The sequence below is a fragment of the Pseudophaeobacter sp. A-200-2 genome (assembly GCF_041008815.1).
In the GTDB taxonomy this organism is placed as follows: Bacteria; Pseudomonadota; Alphaproteobacteria; order Rhodobacterales; family Rhodobacteraceae; genus Phycobacter; species Phycobacter gallaeciensis_A.
The window spans coordinates 234,723-253,265 of the sequence record NZ_JAXGFU010000007.1 but is presented as its reverse complement, the minus strand read 5'-3'; the positions used below and the strand labels follow the sequence as shown (position 1 = coordinate 253,265).

Genomic DNA, 18,543 nt, shown 5'->3' with positions numbered 1-18,543 from the left:
TGCCTACTCAAATTTCAAGGCTGCGACCGGATCCATTTTGGATGCTTTGCGTGCCGGAAAATAACCAAATATCAAACCGACCACTGCTGAAACCGCCACCCCGCCAATGACGGACAGAGGGCTCAAAAAGACCGGCCAGCCAGCCAATTGCCCCACCAATACTGCTGCAGATGCACCGATCGCCAATCCAATCGCCCCACCGAAGACACAGAGCAAGACAGCCTCCATCAGAAATTGCAGCTGCACATGCCCTGGGCTGGCACCTATTGCGATCCTCAAGCCGATTTCACGGGTGCGCTCCGTCACAGACACCAGCATGATATTCATGATGCCGATCCCCCCCACGATCAGCGATACCGATGCAATGCCCGACAACAGCCAGCCTAACGCTCTCTTTACGGCATTTTCAGCCGCCATCATCGAGGCCGGGTCCGAAACCAGAAAGTCGTTGGCCGCCCCCGAACCAATCCTGTGCCTTTGCCGCAGGAGAGCCGTCATTCTCTTTTCTGCCACCGGAACCGCAGAGGAAGAGACCGCTTTTGCGAGAATATACTCAACCGAATTCCGGTGAACCGCATTGGAGCTGCCGATCAGCCTTTGCTTTGCTGTGCGGATAGGTACAAAAACAACCTGATCCTGCGCTCGCCCCCAACCCGAGGTGCCCTTTTCTTCCAGCACACCAATCACTTCAAAGGGAACCGACAGTACGCGAATGACCTGCCCAATCGGGTCCGTGTCGCCAAAAAGCTGCTCGGCCGTCAATTGCCCCAGCACCGCAACTTTTCCCGCTCCGGATTGTTCTTGCTGGGAAAAATAGCGCCCCTGTTTCAGGGGCCATTCGCGAATTGCGAAATAGCTGGAGGTGGTGCCGTTCACCGTTGTCCAGGTGTTCCGGTTTTTATGGACCGCAAGCACGTTGCCGCGAAGCGCAGGAGCGGTCAAAGCGATCTGTGCAATATTGGCCGCAATGGCCTCCGCGTCCTCCTCTGTCAGCCGCGAGACCGCACCGCGGCCGGTCTGCCCCGCTCCACGGCTGTTTCTGGGCGGTTCGATCATCAGAACATTCGCGCCTAGCGTTTTGATCTGCTCCGAAATCTGTCGCTGCGCCCCGGCTGCAAATGCGACCATAGAGACAACCGAAGCCACACCGACAATGACGCCAAGCATGGTCAGGAAACTGCGAAGCAGGTTCGCCTGAAGCGCCCGCAGAGCCACTTTGAAACTTTCCAGCACGATCATCTCAGCACCAGAACCTCTGATGCAGCATCCGCAGCCCAAAGACGGTTTGGCACGGTTTCATCCGAGATGATCTCACCATCTGCCATCCGCAGGATGCGTTGCGCATGCCGGGCAACCCGTTCGTCATGCGTGACAACCACAACAGCGTGACCTGCACGGTTGATTGTCTGGAACAGGGCGAGGATCTGTCGGCCCTTTTGACTGTCCAAGGCCCCCGTTGGCTCATCAGCCAAGATCAGGCGCGGTTGGTTCACCAGGGCCCGCGCAATGGCAACGCGCTGCTGCTCTCCGCCAGAAAGCTGGTGCGGATAGTGGCCCTGCCGTTTGGCCAACCCCACATCCTCCAGCGCCTTCACTGCCCGCTTTCGGCGCTCCCCGGCCCGGATACTGGCGTAGATCATCGGCAGTTCGACATTCTCGACCGCAGAATGACGCGGCAGCAGGTTGTACGACTGAAACACAAACCCAAAGATCCTGTTCCTGATTTCAGCCCTGCGTGCGTCCGTCAGACCGCTGGCCCGGCGCCCCAGAATGTCGAGCGTCCCGGCGTCTTGCCGGTCAAGCAGACCGAGCAGATTCATCAAGGTGGTTTTCCCGGACCCGGACGGGCCCATGATGGCCACGAATTCCCCCGCGGTGACCGAAATGGAACAGTTCTTCAAAGCATCGATAGATGTTCCGCCGCTGCTATAGCTCCGCCCAAGATGCGCTGCTTTGATCAGCGTGGTCACAGCCTCGCTCCGATCCAATTCCCAAACAGCGACCGTTCATGCGGCTTTTCAATTTCGGCACCGATAACAAGATCGCCTTCTTCGATCTCCTCCGAAGCAATAAGCGTATGGCTTGCATCGCTGTCCAACGGCACGACCGCCATCGGCTCAGGCTTGCCGAGGTCATCCAATCGCCAGATCACCGCAGTCGTTTCGGATGTTCCCGAATAGGTGCTTGGGGTGTAACTCAGTGCGTTGGTCGGCACTTTGAGCCCAGGTTCAGACCTTTTGATCGTTATTTTGACAAATGCTGTCATCCCAGGAAGAAGCAATTCTTCGGGGTTTTCAGTCTCAAGGACGACGGTATAGGTCACAATGTTCTGGATCACCTTGGCGGATTTTCTGATTTCGGTCACAACACCTGAAAACATCCGATCCGGGAAAGCATCGACAGTGAACCCAGCCGCCTGTCCGATGCGGATACGGCCAATATCGGTTTCATCCACGCTGACATAGACCACCATATTCCGGAGAGCCTTGGCGATCGTAAACAGGGTCGGCGCCTCCAGAGCCGCCGCAACGGTCTGCCCTTCCTCGATGCTGCGGTTTATGATCACCCCATCTATCGGCGCGCGTATGGTGGTGCGCTCCAGTTCAACCTCAGCCAGCTTTAACGCGGCCTGCCGCTGTGGAACATTTGCACGCGCACCCGCAAGTTCGGCTTGGTTTCTCGCAAAATCAGCGCGCGCGGTCTCAATCCTCTGCTCGTTGACGGCCATCAGGGCTTCGGCCTCCCGCAGGGCTGCGGATGCAGTCAGCACTGATGTGCGCTCATTGTCGATGTCCGCCTCTGAAACGGTCCCAGAACGGTGCAACCCTTCTTTTCGATCAAGATTGGACTGTGCCAAGAGCCACTCTGCCTTGGCCTTATCCACCCGAGCCTGATGAACACTCCGCTCCAATCCAATCGCGTCGATTTCAACTTTCGACCGCCTCAACGCCGCTTTGCGAACCTCAACTGCGGACAAGGCAATGCTGACAGCAGCTTCAGCCTCGGCGACCCGCGCTTCAAATCCCTGTCGGTCAATCTGCGCCAGCGGCTGGCCGCTCTCTACGCTGTCATTAAAATCTGCAGTGACTTTGGTAATCCGCCCGGAGACCTGGGAGCTGATATCCACCGTAAAAAGGGCATCCACAGTACCGGTTGAAGACACAGTTTCCTCCAGCCGTCCAAATTCCACAGGGGCGGTCACATATGTGGGCTTTGCAGAAGGAGCGCTGAGATCCGATGCGAGGTACGCGAATGTTGCTCCTGCCACCAGCAAAACGGTAAGGAACCTGAGCATGATGGCCGATGGTGCCATTTTTTCGCAGAAATTTCAATTTTTATTGGAGCGTGGACTGGGCTAAGGCGCGTAGCAAACACACCACGCGATCGTCACCCGCTCCAGGAAAATACTGCACGATGCACGAATGGCAGCTCCGATGGGCTGCAACGCAGTATTAGGCAAGAAACTAAATGGCCGGTTTGGCTCGGCCATTCCTGCCCTAACTCTCTGCAGGACCGACGTGGCAAAGTCCGATATCTGCGCTCGGCGATCTCCAGTCCCCCCTTGTCTGGAAAAACACGGCCTAGGCCCCATAAAAAGCCACGATGTCCGGCCGGGGTTCCTTCAATTTGGAAGGCGTTCACGTAACGGCCTCATCCTTCGCACTGGCCCATCGGTGTAAACGGCAGTTACAGGAAGGTGGCAGTGAGAAAGGCACCGTTTTCCAATTTAAAATGCACTGGATCCCCCCCCCCTCAAGTCCATCGCCCAACAACTTCAAGACGTGCGAAGAAACTGAAACCTGACGATTTTTTCGTGAAGTTTCGGCAAGGAATACCACGCATCGATGCGGTCAGAGAGATCGGTGTGACTGAGCAAAGCTATTACCCTTAAGCGCAAAGTGTGACGGAATGGGCACGGCACAACTCAAGGAAGTGTTCACTGCGCCGGGGTTTGTTAGGCGCAAAAACCGTCTTTAAAAAGTTTGACCTGCAGGGCACACAGGGAGGCATGAGCGTTCATAGCCGATGTTGATGCTGGTCGTGGCAAATGACCGCTTCGAGCCGGATCTGGCAAACCGCTCAGCGCGCCCTGGCCCGGGGTTTGATCGCTGTCCGTGTTCGCTCTTGAAAAGTAATTCTCCACGCTACGTCTGCTTGAAGCAGAGCCGACGAACTCAGCCTGATGAGCTGCATAGTTTGCGCCTTTTCAGCACGGAAGGGAGGCGTGAATTTTGTTGTGCAAAAACAATCAACATTACGATACCGGCCAGGTTCGGGAACGGCTAGAATTTGCTTGCGGTTGCATGTTTTTTGTAGGCAGTTTTTCACAATGATACACACAACCCAATTTTCAGCGGCAACCACGCCGGTTCACCCAGCGCAGGAAACTCCATGAAGCTCATCAAGCAACTTTTTGCGGGAGCGCTCCTTGTGTGCGGGGCTCTGTATCTTTGGGCTGCCTATGTGCCTGCGTCGCGACCCTTGCTCGAACGCTGGGGTGTGCTGGATGTCATTGAAAAGGTTGCACCTCTTCCCTCGGACGAAGCGGCAGAACCGGCTGCGAAACGTGGCCCGCGCGGGCCGGTACGTGTGGTTGCAGGAGAGGTTTCGCAACAACCGATGAATGACCAGGTGCGCGCGATTGGGGACGGGCGGGCCATCCGGTCCGTTACCGTGCGCGCCGAAGCGACGGGGCGCATCGTGTCGACGGGGTTCGTGGCAGGCGGCTATGTCAACGCGGGGGATGAGCTTTATCACCTTGAAGACGCAGCCGAAAAAATCGCAGTCGAACGGGCGCGATTGCAGGTGGAGGCTGCAAAGGAGGATGTCGACCGGCTCAAGCAGTTGCAGAAAACCGGCGCGGTAACAGCTGTGCGTTTCCGCGAGGCTGAACTGGAACTGCGCTCGGCCGAACTGGCGTTGGAGCAGGCCCGGTTTGACCTTGCACAGCGAACCATCGTCGCGCCGATCTCGGGATGGGCTGGTCTGTCGGAGATCGAGGTTGGCGACCGCATTTCCGTGCAGGATGTCCTGACGGTGATCACGGACCGCTCGCATATCCTGATCGATTTCCGTGTGCCTGAACGGGCGATCAGCCAATTGTCGCTTGGCATGCCGATGCAGGTCGTTCCCCTGGCGACCCCAGATCAGCAGCTTGTCGGGAAGATCAACGCGATCGACAATATCGTCGACCGGCACAGCCGCACCTTGCGGGTTCAGGGGCAGCTTGAAAACGAGGGCGATACGCTCAGGGCTGGGATGGCGTTCTCGGTCGCGCTTTCCTTTCCCGGCGAAATGGCCTTGGCAGTGGATCCGCTATCGGTGCAATGGTCTTCGGACGGGCCTTTCCTGTGGAAGATCGAAGACAGCAAGGCACAACGGGTCGCTGTGAAGATATTGCAGCGCAACAGTGGCTCTGTCCTGGTCGAAGGCGCGCTGAATGCCGGAGATGCCATCATCGTCGAAGGCGTTCAGAATATCCGGCCGGGGGCTGAGGTTGAAGCTGTCGAGGGCACAGAACCATCTGAGACCAACGGTTAAGGGAGTATCGTCGTGAGTATACTTGGCGAGACTCTGCATGGGCAGCATGGCACGGGCACCGTCTTGTTCGTCAAACGGCCCGTACTGGCCTTTGTGCTCAACGCGCTGATTGTGATTGCCGGAGTGGCTGGCTTGTTCGGGGTCGAGATCCGCGAATTGCCGGATGTGGACCGCCCCGTGGTGACGGTGACGACCTATTTCCCGGGCGCGTCATCGGAAACCGTTGATCAGGAGGTCACAAGCCGGATTGAAGGCGCGGTTGGGCGGGTTTCGGGGATCAGGACGATCTCGTCGCAATCTCGCTATGGCCGCAGCCGGGTCACGCTGGAATTTGAGGATAGTGTAGATCTGGATGTTGCCGCGACGGATGCCCGTGATGCGGTTAGCCGGATCGCCAATACCCTGCCAGAGGATGCCGAGACCCCCGGCATCGTAAAGGCCGACGCCAACGCGCAGCCTGTGGTCCGGGTGGCGGTGACCTCGGACAGCCGCTCGCCGCAGGAACTGACACAAATCGTGCATGACCGGGTGGAAGACCGGTTGATTTCGATACCGGGCGTTGCCGATTTGCAGATCTATGGGGATCGCGATCCGATATTCCGGGTTGATATCGACCAATGGGAGCTTGCCAGCCGGGGGCTCAGCCTTGCGGATTTGCGCCGTGCGCTAGCGGATGTGGCCTATGATGCTCCGGCGGGCGACCTGAGCGGTACGCGCCAGTCGATCAATGTCCGCACAACGGCTTCTGTTTCGACACCCGAAGCCTTTGAAGCCTTGGAGATCCGCGACAATGTCAAACTGGGGGATGTGGCACGCGTTACCCTTGGCCCCGCGCCGAATGAAACCATCCTGCGCGCCAATGGCCAGACTGGGCTCGGCATCGGGGTGATCCGTCAGGCAACCAGCAATACGCTGGAAATCTCGGCAGCCGTGCATCAGGTGGTTGCAGAGTTGAATGAAACCCTGCCGATAGGGGTGGATATATTCATCACCTCTGATGATGCGGTGTTCATCAATGGCTCGATCGAGGAGGTGCTTCAGACGCTGGGCCTGGCTATCGCAATTGTTGTTGCCGTGATCTTTCTCTTCCTGCGCAGCTTCCGAGCCACCCTCATTCCTGCACTGACACTTCCCGTCGCATTGGTCGGAACGCTGGCCGGGATCTATCTGGTCGGGTTCTCAGTCAACATCCTGACGCTTCTGGCGCTTGTTCTGGCAACGGGCATGGTGGTGGATGATGCCATCGTGGTTCTGGAAAACATCGTGCGGCGGCGCGCCGAGGGGATGGGCGCCCGCGCGGCTGCCGTTCTGGGCGTTCAGGAGGTGTTCTTTGCCGTCATCACCACGACGGCCACCCTCGCGGCTGTTTTCGTGCCCCTGTCGTTCCTTCCCGGACAGGCCGGGGGGCTTTTCCGCGAGTTCGGCTTTACACTGGCGATGTCCGTGACGCTGTCATCGGTTGTGGCGCTGACACTGTGCCCGGTGATGGCCAGCCGCCTGCTGGATGGCGTGCAGCTGAATAACAGCGGGCGCGGACCGATCACCTGGCTGGGCAACCGGCTCGCAGCGCTATACGGAGCCACATTGCGGATGGCCTTGGGCGCTCCGGCCATTGTGGTTCTGGCGTCGCTGCTGTTCGCGGCAACTGCGCTTATGGTTGGCTCTGGTATCAAACAGGAGCTGACCCCGCCTGAAGACAGATCGCTTGTGCTGATGTCCATCACGGCACCTCAGGGGGTGTCGCTCGATTATACCATGGCAAAAATGAACGAGATCGAGCGCTCGCTGTCTCCCCTTCGCGAAACCGCCGAGCTGCGCAATGTCTTCTCGATTACGGGCTATAGCGCCGACAATCGGGGGTTCATGGTTGCCACGCTTGCACCATGGGAGGCGCGCAGCCGCGGTCAGCAGGACATCGTCAACGATATTAACCGGGGGCTGTCTTCGATCATCGGAGTTCGGGTCTTCGTAATCCAGCGCAATTCCTTGGGAATTCGCGGCGCCGGACGCGGCTTGGCGTTTGCGATCACGGGCGACAACTATGACCAGCTGGCGGGCGTGGCCGAGCGACTGGTCGAGCGGATGCAGCAAAATCCCGACTTTGGCAGGGTTCGGCTTGAGTATGAAACGACGCAGCCACAGCTCTTTATCGAAATCGACCGCGCACGGGCATCGGACCTTGGCGTCGAAATCTCCGGGTTGGGGGATGCCTTGCGGGCCGTTCTGGACGGGCGAAGCGTGGGGTCGGTTTTCATCGATGACACCAGCTATGATATCCAGATGCTCTCGACCTCGATGCCGGTTGATGATCCTGGTGATCTGGAAAGCATCTTTGTACGTGCGTCCGATGGCCAGATGGTTCCCCTGTCGTCCTTTGTCCGGCTTGAGGAACGCGCCGTTGCTCCGGAACTCAGCCGCGAAGGAAAGAACCGCTCGGTCGAGATCGCGGCCAGCCTGACGCCGGAGCTTGCGCTGGGCGATGCCTTTGTCCAGGTGCAGGATCTGGCGGCGGATCTGATCACCGAAAACAACAGGGTCGTTCCGTTGGCCGAGGCCGCGACGCTGGATCAGACGAACTCGGGGATTGGCATTATTTTCGGCTTTGCGATCATCGTCGTTCTTTTGGTCCTTGCAGCGCAATTCGAAAGCTTCATTTCCGCCATCGTCGTCATGTCGACCGTGCCATTCGGTCTGGCTTGTGCTGCTTTTGCCCTTGCCCTGACCGGGCTCAGCCTCAACGTTTACAGTCAGATCGGCCTTGTCATGTTGGTCGGGATTATGGCCAAGAACGGCATCCTGATCGTCGAGTTCGCGAACCAGTTGCGGGATCGCGGTGCGGATGTACATCAAGCAATCTATGATGCCTCGACCATACGCCTGCGCCCGGTCATGATGACCATGACGTCAACGGTTCTCGGTGGGATACCGCTGATCTTCTCCACAGGTGCTGGCGCCGAGGCCCGCGAAGCATTGGGGTGGGTGATCGTCGGCGGTCTGGGCCTCGCGACCCTGTCGACGCTGTTTCTGACCCCGGCGGCCTATTTGCTGCTGGCGCGGTTTTCGACCCCCAAGGCCGAGGAAGAGGCTCGGTTGCATCGCGAACTGCGCGAAGCGAATGCCAATTGAAATCAAGGGCTGTGAAGCCAGCGATGGTCCGAGCTGATTGAGAGTTACGCTGGATTTTGTTGATGGGGTGGATGCTCCCTCCTTCTGTGATGCCAACAACAAAGCCGTTCGGAACATGAAACCTCCGTGCTAAATCTTCCGCAGCTTTCCGACCTTGAGAAGTCGAGGCATCAACTCCGCCGACTTCGGTGAATTCCAGCCCAGGCGAGAGCGTCAACCGTTCACCAGCCCCCGGCGTACCGAGGAATTTAGATGCGACAGAATCTTTCCTGACTTGCTTACCTTTTCGAAAAATTCAGATCGCAATTTCTCGAGGGATGTTGAAACAGGAACCGAAGCAACTGAAACCCACACGATAATGCCGAGCGCTAGGGCGCCCCCGCCCAAGCCAAGATCTCAGTTTGGCAACCACGCCAGCTATTAACGGAAACGAACACAGCCCTGCCAATGCAGATAGCCGCAGCATAGCACCAATCGTCACTCGAAGTTAACCTAAGCGCCGGTTTTTCAATACTTTTCCTTCCATACCCCCACCACATGATGGAACATATTGGCGCTCATAGGTTACCGTTAGTATTGCGTCCAGTACGCCCCGTGTGAGTTTTTCTGAGAAAAGAACGATAGATACACTGGCCGCAAAAGGCCATCAAACCGACCCCAATGGCTTTCCGTGAGGTGGAGGAAATTGGGGGCCCAGGTCAGATGACAGAATACAGAGCTTAGAGAGAAAGGCGGTAAACCATGTACCGGCTGAACTCATCTGCGAAAGCTATATAGATTTTCAAGGCTAGCCGCCCGCACCGCACAGCTCAACCGACCAACGCGCGGCTGAGCTTCGCTGCCGCAGTCACGCCGTCAATAACGGTCAGTCCCGGGAGATCGCCCAGATGGCCGGTAACCGACACCGCGCCGGCGCATCCGATGATTACATTTACGGTGTCGGGCGGAAGCTGATGGGCGGCAGCGGCGAAAGCTGCTGCGGCTTCAGCGGGGCTATCTTCTAGCAGCAGCACCGGGACGTTGGCTGCCCGGATCGTGCCGATATGCGAGGCATGCCCCTGCGCGTCGATATTGGCCTCGATCACCGGCACGGCAGCCTGCACCGTGGTGATCACCGCGGTCGGCCCGCCGATCAGCTCGGCCATGACATAGCTGGCCTGCCCGATCCCGAGCACCGGACAGGTGGCAAGCTGCCGGGCTTCGTCCAGTCCGGTATCATCGAAACAGGCGATCACGATGGCCCGCGCCCCTGCATCCGAGGCCTTGCGGACCAACTCCAGCAAGGGCGGCACTGCCCGCGCGCCATCCTCAGGCCCCTCGATGGCGGGCGGTCCAGCGACCGAGGTCCAGCCTTCGAACCGGATGTCCGGCGCGGTGCGGCGGGCGGCAGCCAGGATGCTGGTGGTCATGGCTTCGGTGCTGTTGGGATTGATCACGATCACCGGCATTGCTCAGACCATCCCCTTGCCCGCATCGGATCCGCGATCCTTTTTGCGTGCCATCAGCCAGACGGTCAGAAAAAAGACCCCGATCACCACCAGCGAAAACCCCGTGGTCAAGGTGCCAAGGGCAAAGATCACTGGCGTGGTCACATTGGTGGTCATGCCAAAGATTTCCAGCGGCAGGGTGTTATAGCTGCCCGCCGTCATCAGGGTGCGGGCAAACTCGTCATAGCTGAGCGTGAAGCCGAACAAGGCCACCCCCAGCAAGGACGGCGCGATGATCGGCAGGACCACATGCGCAAAGGTCTGCCAGGCAGTGGCGCCGAGATCGCGGGCCGCTTCCTCATAGCTTTTGTCAAAACGGTTGAAGACGGCGAACATAATCAACAGGCCAAAGGGCAGCGTCCAGGTCAGCTGGCTGCCATAGCCAGAACTCGCCCAATGCACCGGCAGCCCCAACTGGTTGAAGATCAACCCGACCCCAAGGGATACCAGGATCGACGGGATCACCAGCGAAGTGACGGCGAGATAGAACAGCAGCCCGGAGCCCGCAAAACGCTTACGAAAGGCAAGTCCACCCAGGACCGAGACCACAACGGTGGTCACCATGACCATCAGGCCCAGCGCAAAGGAACGGCGGAAGCTCCCCCAGATATCGCCGACGGCTTGTTCCTGAAACAGATCGCGGAACCAATACAGCGACACGCCGTTCATCGGGAATGTCAGCCCGCCTTGCGGCCCTTGAAAGCTGAGGATGCCAATGGTCAGGATTGGCCCGTAGAGGAAGAGCACGAAGAGACCGAAAAAGGCGGCGAGGATGTAAAAGGACCGGCTGCGCGTTTCCATCGATCAAAGCTCCTTGCGAATATCGACCAGCCGCAAGAGCAGCGCGATCACGATCAGAACGGTGCACAGCAGCACCACTGCCGTCGCCGAGGCCGAGGGGTATTGCAGCAGGCTGATGTCATTCGAAATCAACCGCCCGACGTTGGCGCGTTGCGATCCGGACATGAACCGCACGGTGATGAAGTCTCCCATCACCAGGGTTGAGACAAAGATCGTCCCGATCATGATCCCAGGTTTGCACAGCGGCACGATCACCGTCCACAGGGTCTGCAGACCGCTGGCACCGCAATCGCGGGCGGCCTCCAGCAGGGAGCGGTCGATGCGCATCATCGAATTGAAGATCGGCACCACCATGAACAGGGTGTAAAGGTGCACAAATGCCAGAACGACGCTGAAATCACTGAACAGCAGCCACTCCAACGGCTCGTCTATGACGCCCCAGCTGATAAGCGCCGAATTGGCCAGCCCGTTGCGGCCCAGGAAGGGAATCCAGCTGATCATCCGGATGATGTTCGAGGTCCAGAACGGGATCGTGCAGAGCAGGAACAGCCCGATCTGCCATTTCAGGCTGCGCACCTCGAAGGCCAGGAAATAGGCAACGGTAAAGCCGATCACCAGCGTCAGCGCCCAGGTCAGCAGGGCATATTTGAAGGTGTTGAAAAACACCGTGTAGGTGACCGGCGATCCGAACAGGAATTCGTAATTGTCGAACTGGAACGCCGGGTAGATCGAATATTCCGTCGCGCCCCAAAAGCTGACGATCACGATCATGATGATGGGCGCCACCAGAAAACCAAGCAGCACCAACGCCATCGGCGCGGCCTGGATCCATGCGATGATCTGTCTGCTCATATCCGGGGTCCGGTCCTTGATGAAATGCAGGAAGTGGTTGCGGGGGCAGAGGTGCCCCCGCAGGTGTTGCGTCAGGCCGCGATGAATTCATTCCACTTGCGGACCATGTACTGGTTTTCCTCCATGACGGAGTTCCAGCAGGCCACTGCGCCCATGCGGTCATAAAAGGAGCCGCCGTCGCGCACTTCGCCCGCTCCGGCCAGCTTGTCTCCGAAGGGCGAGGTGATGATGTCGGTGCTTTCCTTGCCTTCGAACCAGTACCCCCACTCGTTTTCGGACATGAAGTTCTTGGAGGTCTCCGGCACCGCCGAATAATAGCCCTGACGCATCAGGAAGCCGCCGACCCAGCCGCTGAGATACCAGTTGATGTATTCATAGGCTGCATCCAGCTCCATACCGGACAGGGAGGCCGACAGGCCGATGCCACCGCCCCAGCTGCGATAGCCTTCTTTGAGGGGCTGATAAACGCAGTCGATCCCGCGCGAACGAACCGCAGTGATGGCCGGCGACCACATCGACTGGATCACTACCTCACCCGAGGCCATCAGGTTGACGCTTTCGTCGAAAGTTTTCCAGAAGGCGCGGAACTGGCCGTTCTTCTTTGCTTCGGTGAAGATCGCGATGGTCTTGTCAATCTCTTCGCGGGTCATATTGCCCTTGTCGCCATAGCTGATTTCGCCCATCGCCTCGCAGACCATGGCCATATCCATGATGCCGATCGAGGAGATATCGAGGATCGAGGCCTTGCCCTTGAACTCGGGGTTCAGCAGCTCGGACCAGCTTTCGATCGGACGGCCGATCAGGTCAGGGCGAATGCCCAGCGTGTCGGCGTTGTAGATCGTTGGGATCAGCGTCATCCAGCCGGATTCGCTATCGACGAAATCGGTGCCGCCCGGACCATCAACGAAACCGACAGTATGCGGCGCGGTGCCTTGCGCAATCTCGCTGTCGGGTGTCAGTTTACCGTCGCGGAAGATGCCGACGATCTTGTCGTAATTGGTGATCTTGGAGGCGTCCATGGCTTGAAGGTTGCCGGTCGGCCAAACTTTCTTGCAGACGAAATACTCGATATCGGCAATATCAAAACTGTCCGGCTGGGTGGCGGCGCGCTGGGTGACGCTGTCGGTGTCCAGCGCGGTCATTTCCAGCGTGATACCGAGGTCTTCTTTGACCTTGGTCGCCACTTCATTGAGGTTGGACACGCCGGTGCCGAACTGGCGCAGGGTGATGTTCTTACTCTCCTGCCCCCAGACCATCGGCGCCGGAAGCGCAGAGGCCGCGAGCGCCGCGCCACCCGTCTTCAGCAATGCCCGGCGGCTATAGCGAATTTTCGAAATTGTCGTCATGGTCGTTCCCTCTCTGTTATGCGTTTTGCGTTATTTGCGTTGTGTTGTTCATGCGGAGAGCGGGTGCGCGACCCGGTCCTCCCAGTCGAGGCCGATGACCTCTCCCAGATCCTTCGGGGTTTGCAGGAAATCCGTGTCCGGCATCAGCGCCGTGACATCCTGACCGCCCGCGACCTCGGCCGTCAGCGCGACATGGGTTCCCTGGTATTCGATCCCGATGACCCGCCCGTCGATGCGCCCTGCCTGCGCGGCGGTAACCGTCATTTCATCCGTGCGCAGCGCAATATTGCCCTGCGGCAGGTTCAACACGTTGTGCCCGCCCATGAAGCGCGCCACGAAGGCGGTCTTGGGGCGGTTGAAGACATCGCGCGCCGGGCCTGCCTGTTCGATACGGGCATCGTTCATCACGATGATCTCATCGGCCAGCGCCAGCGCCTCGTCCTGACCGTGGGTGACATGGATGAAACTGATGCCCAGCTCACGCTGCAGCCGCTTCAGCTCGGCCCGCATGCGGATACGCAGGAACGGATCCAGTGCCGAGAGTGGCTCGTCCAGCAGCAACACTTGGGGCCGGGTGATCAGGGCACGGGCCAGCGCGACACGTTGCTGTTGCCCGCCCGATAGCTGGTCCGGCTTGCGGTCTGCCAGCGCCGTCATCTCGACCAGCTCCAGCATTTCATCGGCGCGCTTGTCCCGGGTGGGCTTTTCGATTCCGGCCATGCGCAGGCTGAAGGAAACGTTGTCGCGCACGCTGAGATGGGGAAACAAGGCGTAGTTCTGGAACATCATCGCCGTGCCCCGCCGCGCCGGAGGCAGATGCGAAACATCCCGTCCCGCAAGCACAATCGAGCCATCGCTGACCGTTTCATGCCCCGCGATCATGCGCAGGGTCGAGGATTTCCCACAACCCGAAGGCCCCAAAAGGCAGGCATAGACCCCTGCCTTGAAACGATGCGCGATGGCATCGACCGCAACGGTTCCGCCGTAGCGTTTGGTCAGCGCAACAAGTTCAAGATCAGCGTGTCCGGTCATCTGCGTCCCCAGCGTTCAGTTGCAGTCAGAAAGGCCGAAGCCGGACGCATTGCGCAAAGCCTACCGGTCACGGAAAGGGCCGATTCTCGCAATTGCCTGCAATCTGACCGCTGTTGTGCGGGCTTTGGTCAAATATTGCGCACAATATTGTATACAATAATCTCATATACCGTATTCGATATGACTTCGTCTTGTCATGGAATCCGCCAGCCCTCATGTCTGTGGCAGGAGCACCCCATGACGCGATTCGTAGACAAACCCGATTTTATCCAACCCGCTGTGAACGGCCCCTCGGCCCATCTCGTGGCCTCTCTCAGCCAGGCGATCCATGAGCATCGCCTTCTGCCTGGCACCAAACTGGGCGAGGATGAGCTGAGTGAGATCTACAATGTCTCGCGCACCGTGGTGCGCAGCGCGCTTCAGGCGCTGTCGCATGTGGAACTGGTCGAATTGAAACGCAACCGCGGCGCCTTTGTCTCGCAGCCGACCGTGCGCGAGGCGCGCGAAGTCTTCGAGGCACGCGCCCTGCTGGAACCGCGCACCGCCCACTCGGCGGCAGAGCGTATGACGCCAGAAGCCGTGGCCCGGCTGGAGGCGCATATCGCCGCCGAACACGAGGCCCTGGCTGAGGGCGAAGTCGGCAAGGCCCTGCGCCTGTCGGGGCATTTCCATATCGAGATTTCGCGCATTGCGGATCAATCCACAATCGCGGGCTTTATCGAGCGGCTGGTGGCGCGCTCTTCGCTGATCATCGCGCTTTACTGGAAACGGCAAAGCGCCTTGTGTGAAAAGCACGCCCATCACGCGCTGGTCGATGCCTTCCGGCGGGGGGACGGTCAGGACGCCGAAGAGCTGATGAAAAGCCATCTGCTCGATATCGTTTCCGGGCTCGACCTCAGCGAGACGCCCAAGCCGAGTGGAAGCCTGAAAGAGATCCTGAAGGGCTGAGCCCCTGCCCCGCATCCGGCATGGAAACGCGCCCTGTCATAAAACGGTTACCCCAGCCGACCATGTAGCCCGGACAGGTGAACTCTTGATTCCCGAAAGGCGACGGATGGCAGGCGGAATACAGGTCAATTCGATTGGCAAGACCTATGCAGGCAAACCCGCCGTCGATGGCGTCTCCTTCGACATTGCCCAGCATGAATTCTTTGTCATCGTCGGGCAGTCCGGTTGCGGCAAAAGCACGCTTCTGCGGCTGATCGCCGGACTGGAAACCCCGGATCAGGGCGAAATCCGGCTGCACGGGGATCTGGTTGCCGGGGACGGAACCATGGTGCCACCGGAACAGCGCGGCACGGGTTTCGTGTTTCAATCCTACGCGCTCTGGCCGCATATGACGGTGCGGGGCAATGTTGCCTTTCCGCTGGAAGCCGCAGGCATGTCCCGCAAACAGGCCGCCCGGTTGGCCGAGCCACATCTGGAGACGGTTTCCATGCAGGCGCTGGCGGATCGCAAGCCCGAGGCCTTGTCCGGCGGTCAACGGCAACGGGTCGCGCTGGCGCGCTGCCTTGCCGGAGGCGCCAACACCGTTCTGATGGACGAACCGCTTGCCAATCTGGACCCGCACCTGCGCGGCACCATGGAAAAGGAACTGCTGCGGTTCCACCGCTCTTCGGGGGCGACCACCATCTACATCACCCATGATCAGCGCGAAGCCATGGCGCTGGCCGACAGGATGGCGGTGATGCAGGACGGGCGCTTCCTGCAGATCGGCACCCCACAAGAGATCTACGACCGCCCGGCCTGCCCCGAGGTGGCGCGTTTCATCGGTCAGGGCGCGTTGGTGCCCGTCACCTATCAGAATGGCAGCGCCGAACTGGCCGGGTATCGCTTCCCTGCCTCCGCCCTGCCCTGCCACCCGAATGGCCCGGCGCAGGCCTTGTTGCGGCCCGAAGGGATCAGAATCCTGCCGGATGCGGGCAAGGACGGCTTGCAGGGCACGGTCCGCAGTATCCTTTACCGCGGCGGCATATGGGACGCAGAGGTTGAAATCGCCGGGGGCGCGCTGTTGTCGCTGACACATGGTACGGCGCTGCACATCGGCCAGCCCCTGTCGCTCGCCGTCGATCAAGCCTGGGTGCTGCCGCAAATGCAAACCCGTGGAGAGCCGGATGAGACGGCCTGAAGACTGGTTTACGCCGGACAATGACCGGCTGGCCCACATCCAGCAGGTGATCAGGACAGCCCAGGCGATTGAGGCGCGGCGCTCCTTCTCTGGTCGCCTGATCGCCGCTGCCACCTATCACGACATCGGTTATGCACGCTCTCTGGCCACAACCGGATTCCACCCCGTCGATGGCGCCGAGATTGCCCGCAAGGATGGGTTTGACGGCGAAATCGTCGACGCGGTGCTGCATCATTCCGGCGCGCGCGGACTGGCCAGCCGCAGCAGACCCGATCTGATGCATTTGTACGGCCCGGACTGCCGAATGACTGAAACCGTGCTCAGCCGCGCGCTGACCTTTTGCGACAACCGCTCCGGCCCCAGGGGTGAAAGCCTCAGCCTTGCCGCGCGGATTGCCGACATCCGGGTCCGGCACGCGGGCAACGCGGCCATTCTGGACACTACAGAAGCCTACCTTCCGGTTTTCGAAGCCATCGACGCCGAATTCGCCCCGCTGCTGGACTGATCCGGGGGGGCCGGTCAGATCCGCCAGGGCACAACGCCGCGCGGGGCGTTCTTGCCGAGCCGGTCCAGCGCCACCATCAGCGCGACCGTCGCCACAATCGTGACGCTTGCCATGGCCGCCGCCAGGGTGGTGTAACCGCCATCCTCGTAATTGTAGATCGTGGTGCCAATGGTTTCATTGCCCGAGGACCACAGCAAAGCCGAGACTGTCACTTCGTTGTAGGCCGTCAGGAACACCAGGATCGCGCCGGAGGCCGCTGCCGGTGCGATCAGCGGCACAAAGATGCGGCGCATCCGGAACATATAGCCGCCCCCAGCGATGCGGGCGGCCTCTTCCAGCGCCGGATCAAGCTGCACAAAGGCGGCACTGACCGGCTTCAACCCGACGGAAAAGAACGCGCAAAGATACGCAAGAAAGATGATCCCGAGCGTGTTGTAGAGCGCGATGTTCAGAACCGGCAGCGGCTTCAGGAAGGCGAGGATGAAGGCGATCGAGATCACCAGCCCCGGAATGGCATAGGTCATCTCGGCCAGGGTAGCGATGCCCATCCCGGTACGCCGCGTGGCGCCCCTGCGCGAAGCCATGAACCGCGCCACGAAAATGCAGCCCACGGAAATCACAACGGCGGCGACACCTGCGCTGAGGGAGGAGTTCAGAAACGCCCGCGCCGTGACAGCCTGCCGGAACAGAACCTCGGTGAAATTGTCCAGCGTGATGGTCTCTGCATTCAGCGGCAGCCCGTAGGTGCGCACCAGAGCGGTCGCCAGCAGCGCCGAAACCGGCAGCACCAGCGTCGCAAAGACCAGCCCCGCCAGTGCGCCTTCGGCCCAGATCCGCAGCCGGCCCAATCGGATCTGCAGTGGCGGTTGCGGCGGCCCGATCAGCGTGTTGCGGGTGCGGCGCAGCAAGAGCGTCTGAACCAGAATGACCGTCACCGCCAGCACCGCCAGAAGGGAGGCGATCACCGCAACATCGGTCAGGACCGAAGGTCCGAAGCTTGCAAGCCTCTGCCAGATCAGCACCGGCAGTGTGATATAGCGGGCCGGAATGCCCAGCAGCGCCTGAATGCCGAAATTGCCCAGCGACGACACAAAGGCCAGCGCAAAGGCTGCGATCAGCGTCGGCGCCAGCAAAGGCAGAATGATCCGCCGCAACAGCCCCATACTGCGGGCCCCGGCGATCCGTGCGGCGTCGCTCATTTCCCGCGGCAGGCTGCGCAGGGCCGCCAGCACCACCAAAAAAACCAGTGGCGTATGCTGCACGCCCAGAAGGAAGACGAGGCCCCCCTTTGAATAAAGCGGATGGGTCGCCCCCAGTTCGGGCGCAATGCCCAGACTGCGCAGGATCGGCGAGGACGGCCCCATCGCTTGTATCCAGGCAATCGCGGTCACATGCGGCGGCACCATCATCGGGATCAGCAGCAGGAAGGTGAACGCCCCCTTCCAGCGGATATCGGTCAGCCCCATGACCAGCGCGATCCCCGTCCCAGCGACCAATGACAGGATAGAAGACAAAAAGGCGCTTTCCAGAGAATGGAAGAAGGCGCGCAAGACCGAGCGGGACCCAAGGGCCTCCAGCAGCGGCGCAAGGCTGAGCATGCCGTCCTGCGTTATCCCGACACGCGCCAATAGGCTGAGGGGATAGACCAGAACCAACAAGGCATAAAGCACCGCAGCGGCAAGGGCCAACCCCTCTCCGCTGCGGAAATAATTCAATCGGGACAAG

14 protein-coding genes are annotated in these 18,543 nt (G+C 59.8%); 5 read left to right on the top strand and 9 right to left on the bottom strand.

Going from position 1 to position 18,543, the window contains the following annotated elements; genetic code table 11:
* Window positions 1-3: 3 nt before the first annotated feature.
* From SM766_RS12745 to SM766_RS12735, 3 genes are read right to left on the bottom strand one after another with little or no spacing between them, the layout of a single operon-like run.
* Window positions 4-1,239 (bottom strand): ABC transporter permease, encoded by a 1,236-nt coding sequence (locus SM766_RS12745; protein WP_368948011.1) that lies wholly within the window; start codon window positions 1,237-1,239, stop codon window positions 4-6.
* The gene (locus SM766_RS12740) at window positions 1,236-1,970 is read right to left on the bottom strand and encodes an ABC transporter ATP-binding protein (RefSeq protein ID WP_274837395.1); all 735 of its coding nucleotides are present in this window, start codon (window positions 1,968-1,970) and stop codon (window positions 1,236-1,238) included. Before SM766_RS12740 ends, SM766_RS12745 begins: the two co-directional genes overlap by 4 nt.
* A complete protein-coding gene (locus SM766_RS12735) occupies window positions 1,967-3,313 on the bottom strand; it encodes an efflux RND transporter periplasmic adaptor subunit (protein ID WP_368948010.1) in 1,347 nt (448 codons plus the stop codon). Before SM766_RS12735 ends, SM766_RS12740 begins: the two co-directional genes overlap by 4 nt.
* A 1,079-nt stretch (window positions 3,314-4,392) precedes the next feature.
* Here SM766_RS12735 and SM766_RS12730 point away from each other — a divergent pair.
* Entirely contained in the window at window positions 4,393-5,541 is a 1,149-nt protein-coding gene (locus SM766_RS12730) for an efflux RND transporter periplasmic adaptor subunit (RefSeq protein WP_368948009.1), read from the top strand.
* A gap of 12 nt (window positions 5,542-5,553) precedes the next feature.
* A complete protein-coding gene (locus SM766_RS12725) occupies window positions 5,554-8,667 on the top strand; it encodes an efflux RND transporter permease subunit (RefSeq protein WP_368948008.1) in 3,114 nt (1,037 codons plus the stop codon).
* Between the two features lie 809 nt (window positions 8,668-9,476).
* Here the strand turns inward: SM766_RS12725 and SM766_RS12720 are convergent.
* The 5 genes from SM766_RS12720 to SM766_RS12700 form a co-directional block, all read right to left on the bottom strand.
* Window positions 9,477-10,115 carry an aspartate/glutamate racemase family protein gene (locus tag SM766_RS12720; RefSeq protein WP_368948007.1) on the bottom strand — a complete coding sequence of 213 codons (639 nt, stop codon included), beginning with the start codon at window positions 10,113-10,115 and terminating at the stop codon, window positions 9,477-9,479.
* A gap of 3 nt (window positions 10,116-10,118) precedes the next feature.
* Complete coding sequence (locus SM766_RS12715; protein WP_065271180.1) at window positions 10,119-10,955, bottom strand: ABC transporter permease; 837 nt, start codon at window positions 10,953-10,955, stop codon at window positions 10,119-10,121.
* 3 nt (window positions 10,956-10,958) lie between these two features.
* The gene (locus SM766_RS12710) at window positions 10,959-11,807 is read right to left on the bottom strand and encodes an ABC transporter permease (RefSeq protein WP_065271181.1); all 849 of its coding nucleotides are present in this window, start codon (window positions 11,805-11,807) and stop codon (window positions 10,959-10,961) included.
* Between the two features lie 71 nt (window positions 11,808-11,878).
* A complete protein-coding gene (locus SM766_RS12705) occupies window positions 11,879-13,144 on the bottom strand; it encodes an ABC transporter substrate-binding protein (RefSeq protein WP_274829808.1) in 1,266 nt (421 codons plus the stop codon).
* Between the two features lie 57 nt (window positions 13,145-13,201).
* Complete coding sequence (locus tag SM766_RS12700; RefSeq protein WP_368948006.1) at window positions 13,202-14,185, bottom strand: ABC transporter ATP-binding protein; 984 nt, start codon at window positions 14,183-14,185, stop codon at window positions 13,202-13,204.
* A 237-nt stretch (window positions 14,186-14,422) separates the two neighbouring features.
* Here SM766_RS12700 and SM766_RS12695 point away from each other — a divergent pair, with 237 nt between their 5' ends.
* The 3 genes from SM766_RS12695 (at window position 14,423) to SM766_RS12685 (ending at window position 16,818) form a co-directional block, all read left to right on the top strand.
* Entirely contained in the window at window positions 14,423-15,133 is a 711-nt protein-coding gene (locus SM766_RS12695; protein WP_368948005.1) for a GntR family transcriptional regulator, read from the top strand.
* A 106-nt stretch (window positions 15,134-15,239) separates the two neighbouring features.
* Entirely contained in the window at window positions 15,240-16,313 is a 1,074-nt protein-coding gene (locus tag SM766_RS12690; protein ID WP_368948004.1) for an ABC transporter ATP-binding protein, read from the top strand.
* Window positions 16,300-16,818, top strand: coding sequence for an HD domain-containing protein (locus tag SM766_RS12685; protein ID WP_368948003.1), 519 nt, complete (start codon window positions 16,300-16,302; stop codon window positions 16,816-16,818). Before SM766_RS12690 ends, SM766_RS12685 begins: the two co-directional genes overlap by 14 nt.
* 14 nt (window positions 16,819-16,832) lie before the next feature.
* Here the strand turns inward: SM766_RS12685 and SM766_RS12680 are convergent, their stop codons facing one another.
* Entirely contained in the window at window positions 16,833-18,542 is a 1,710-nt protein-coding gene (locus SM766_RS12680; RefSeq protein WP_368948002.1) for an ABC transporter permease, read from the bottom strand.
* Between the last annotated feature and the right edge of the window lies 1 nt (window position 18,543).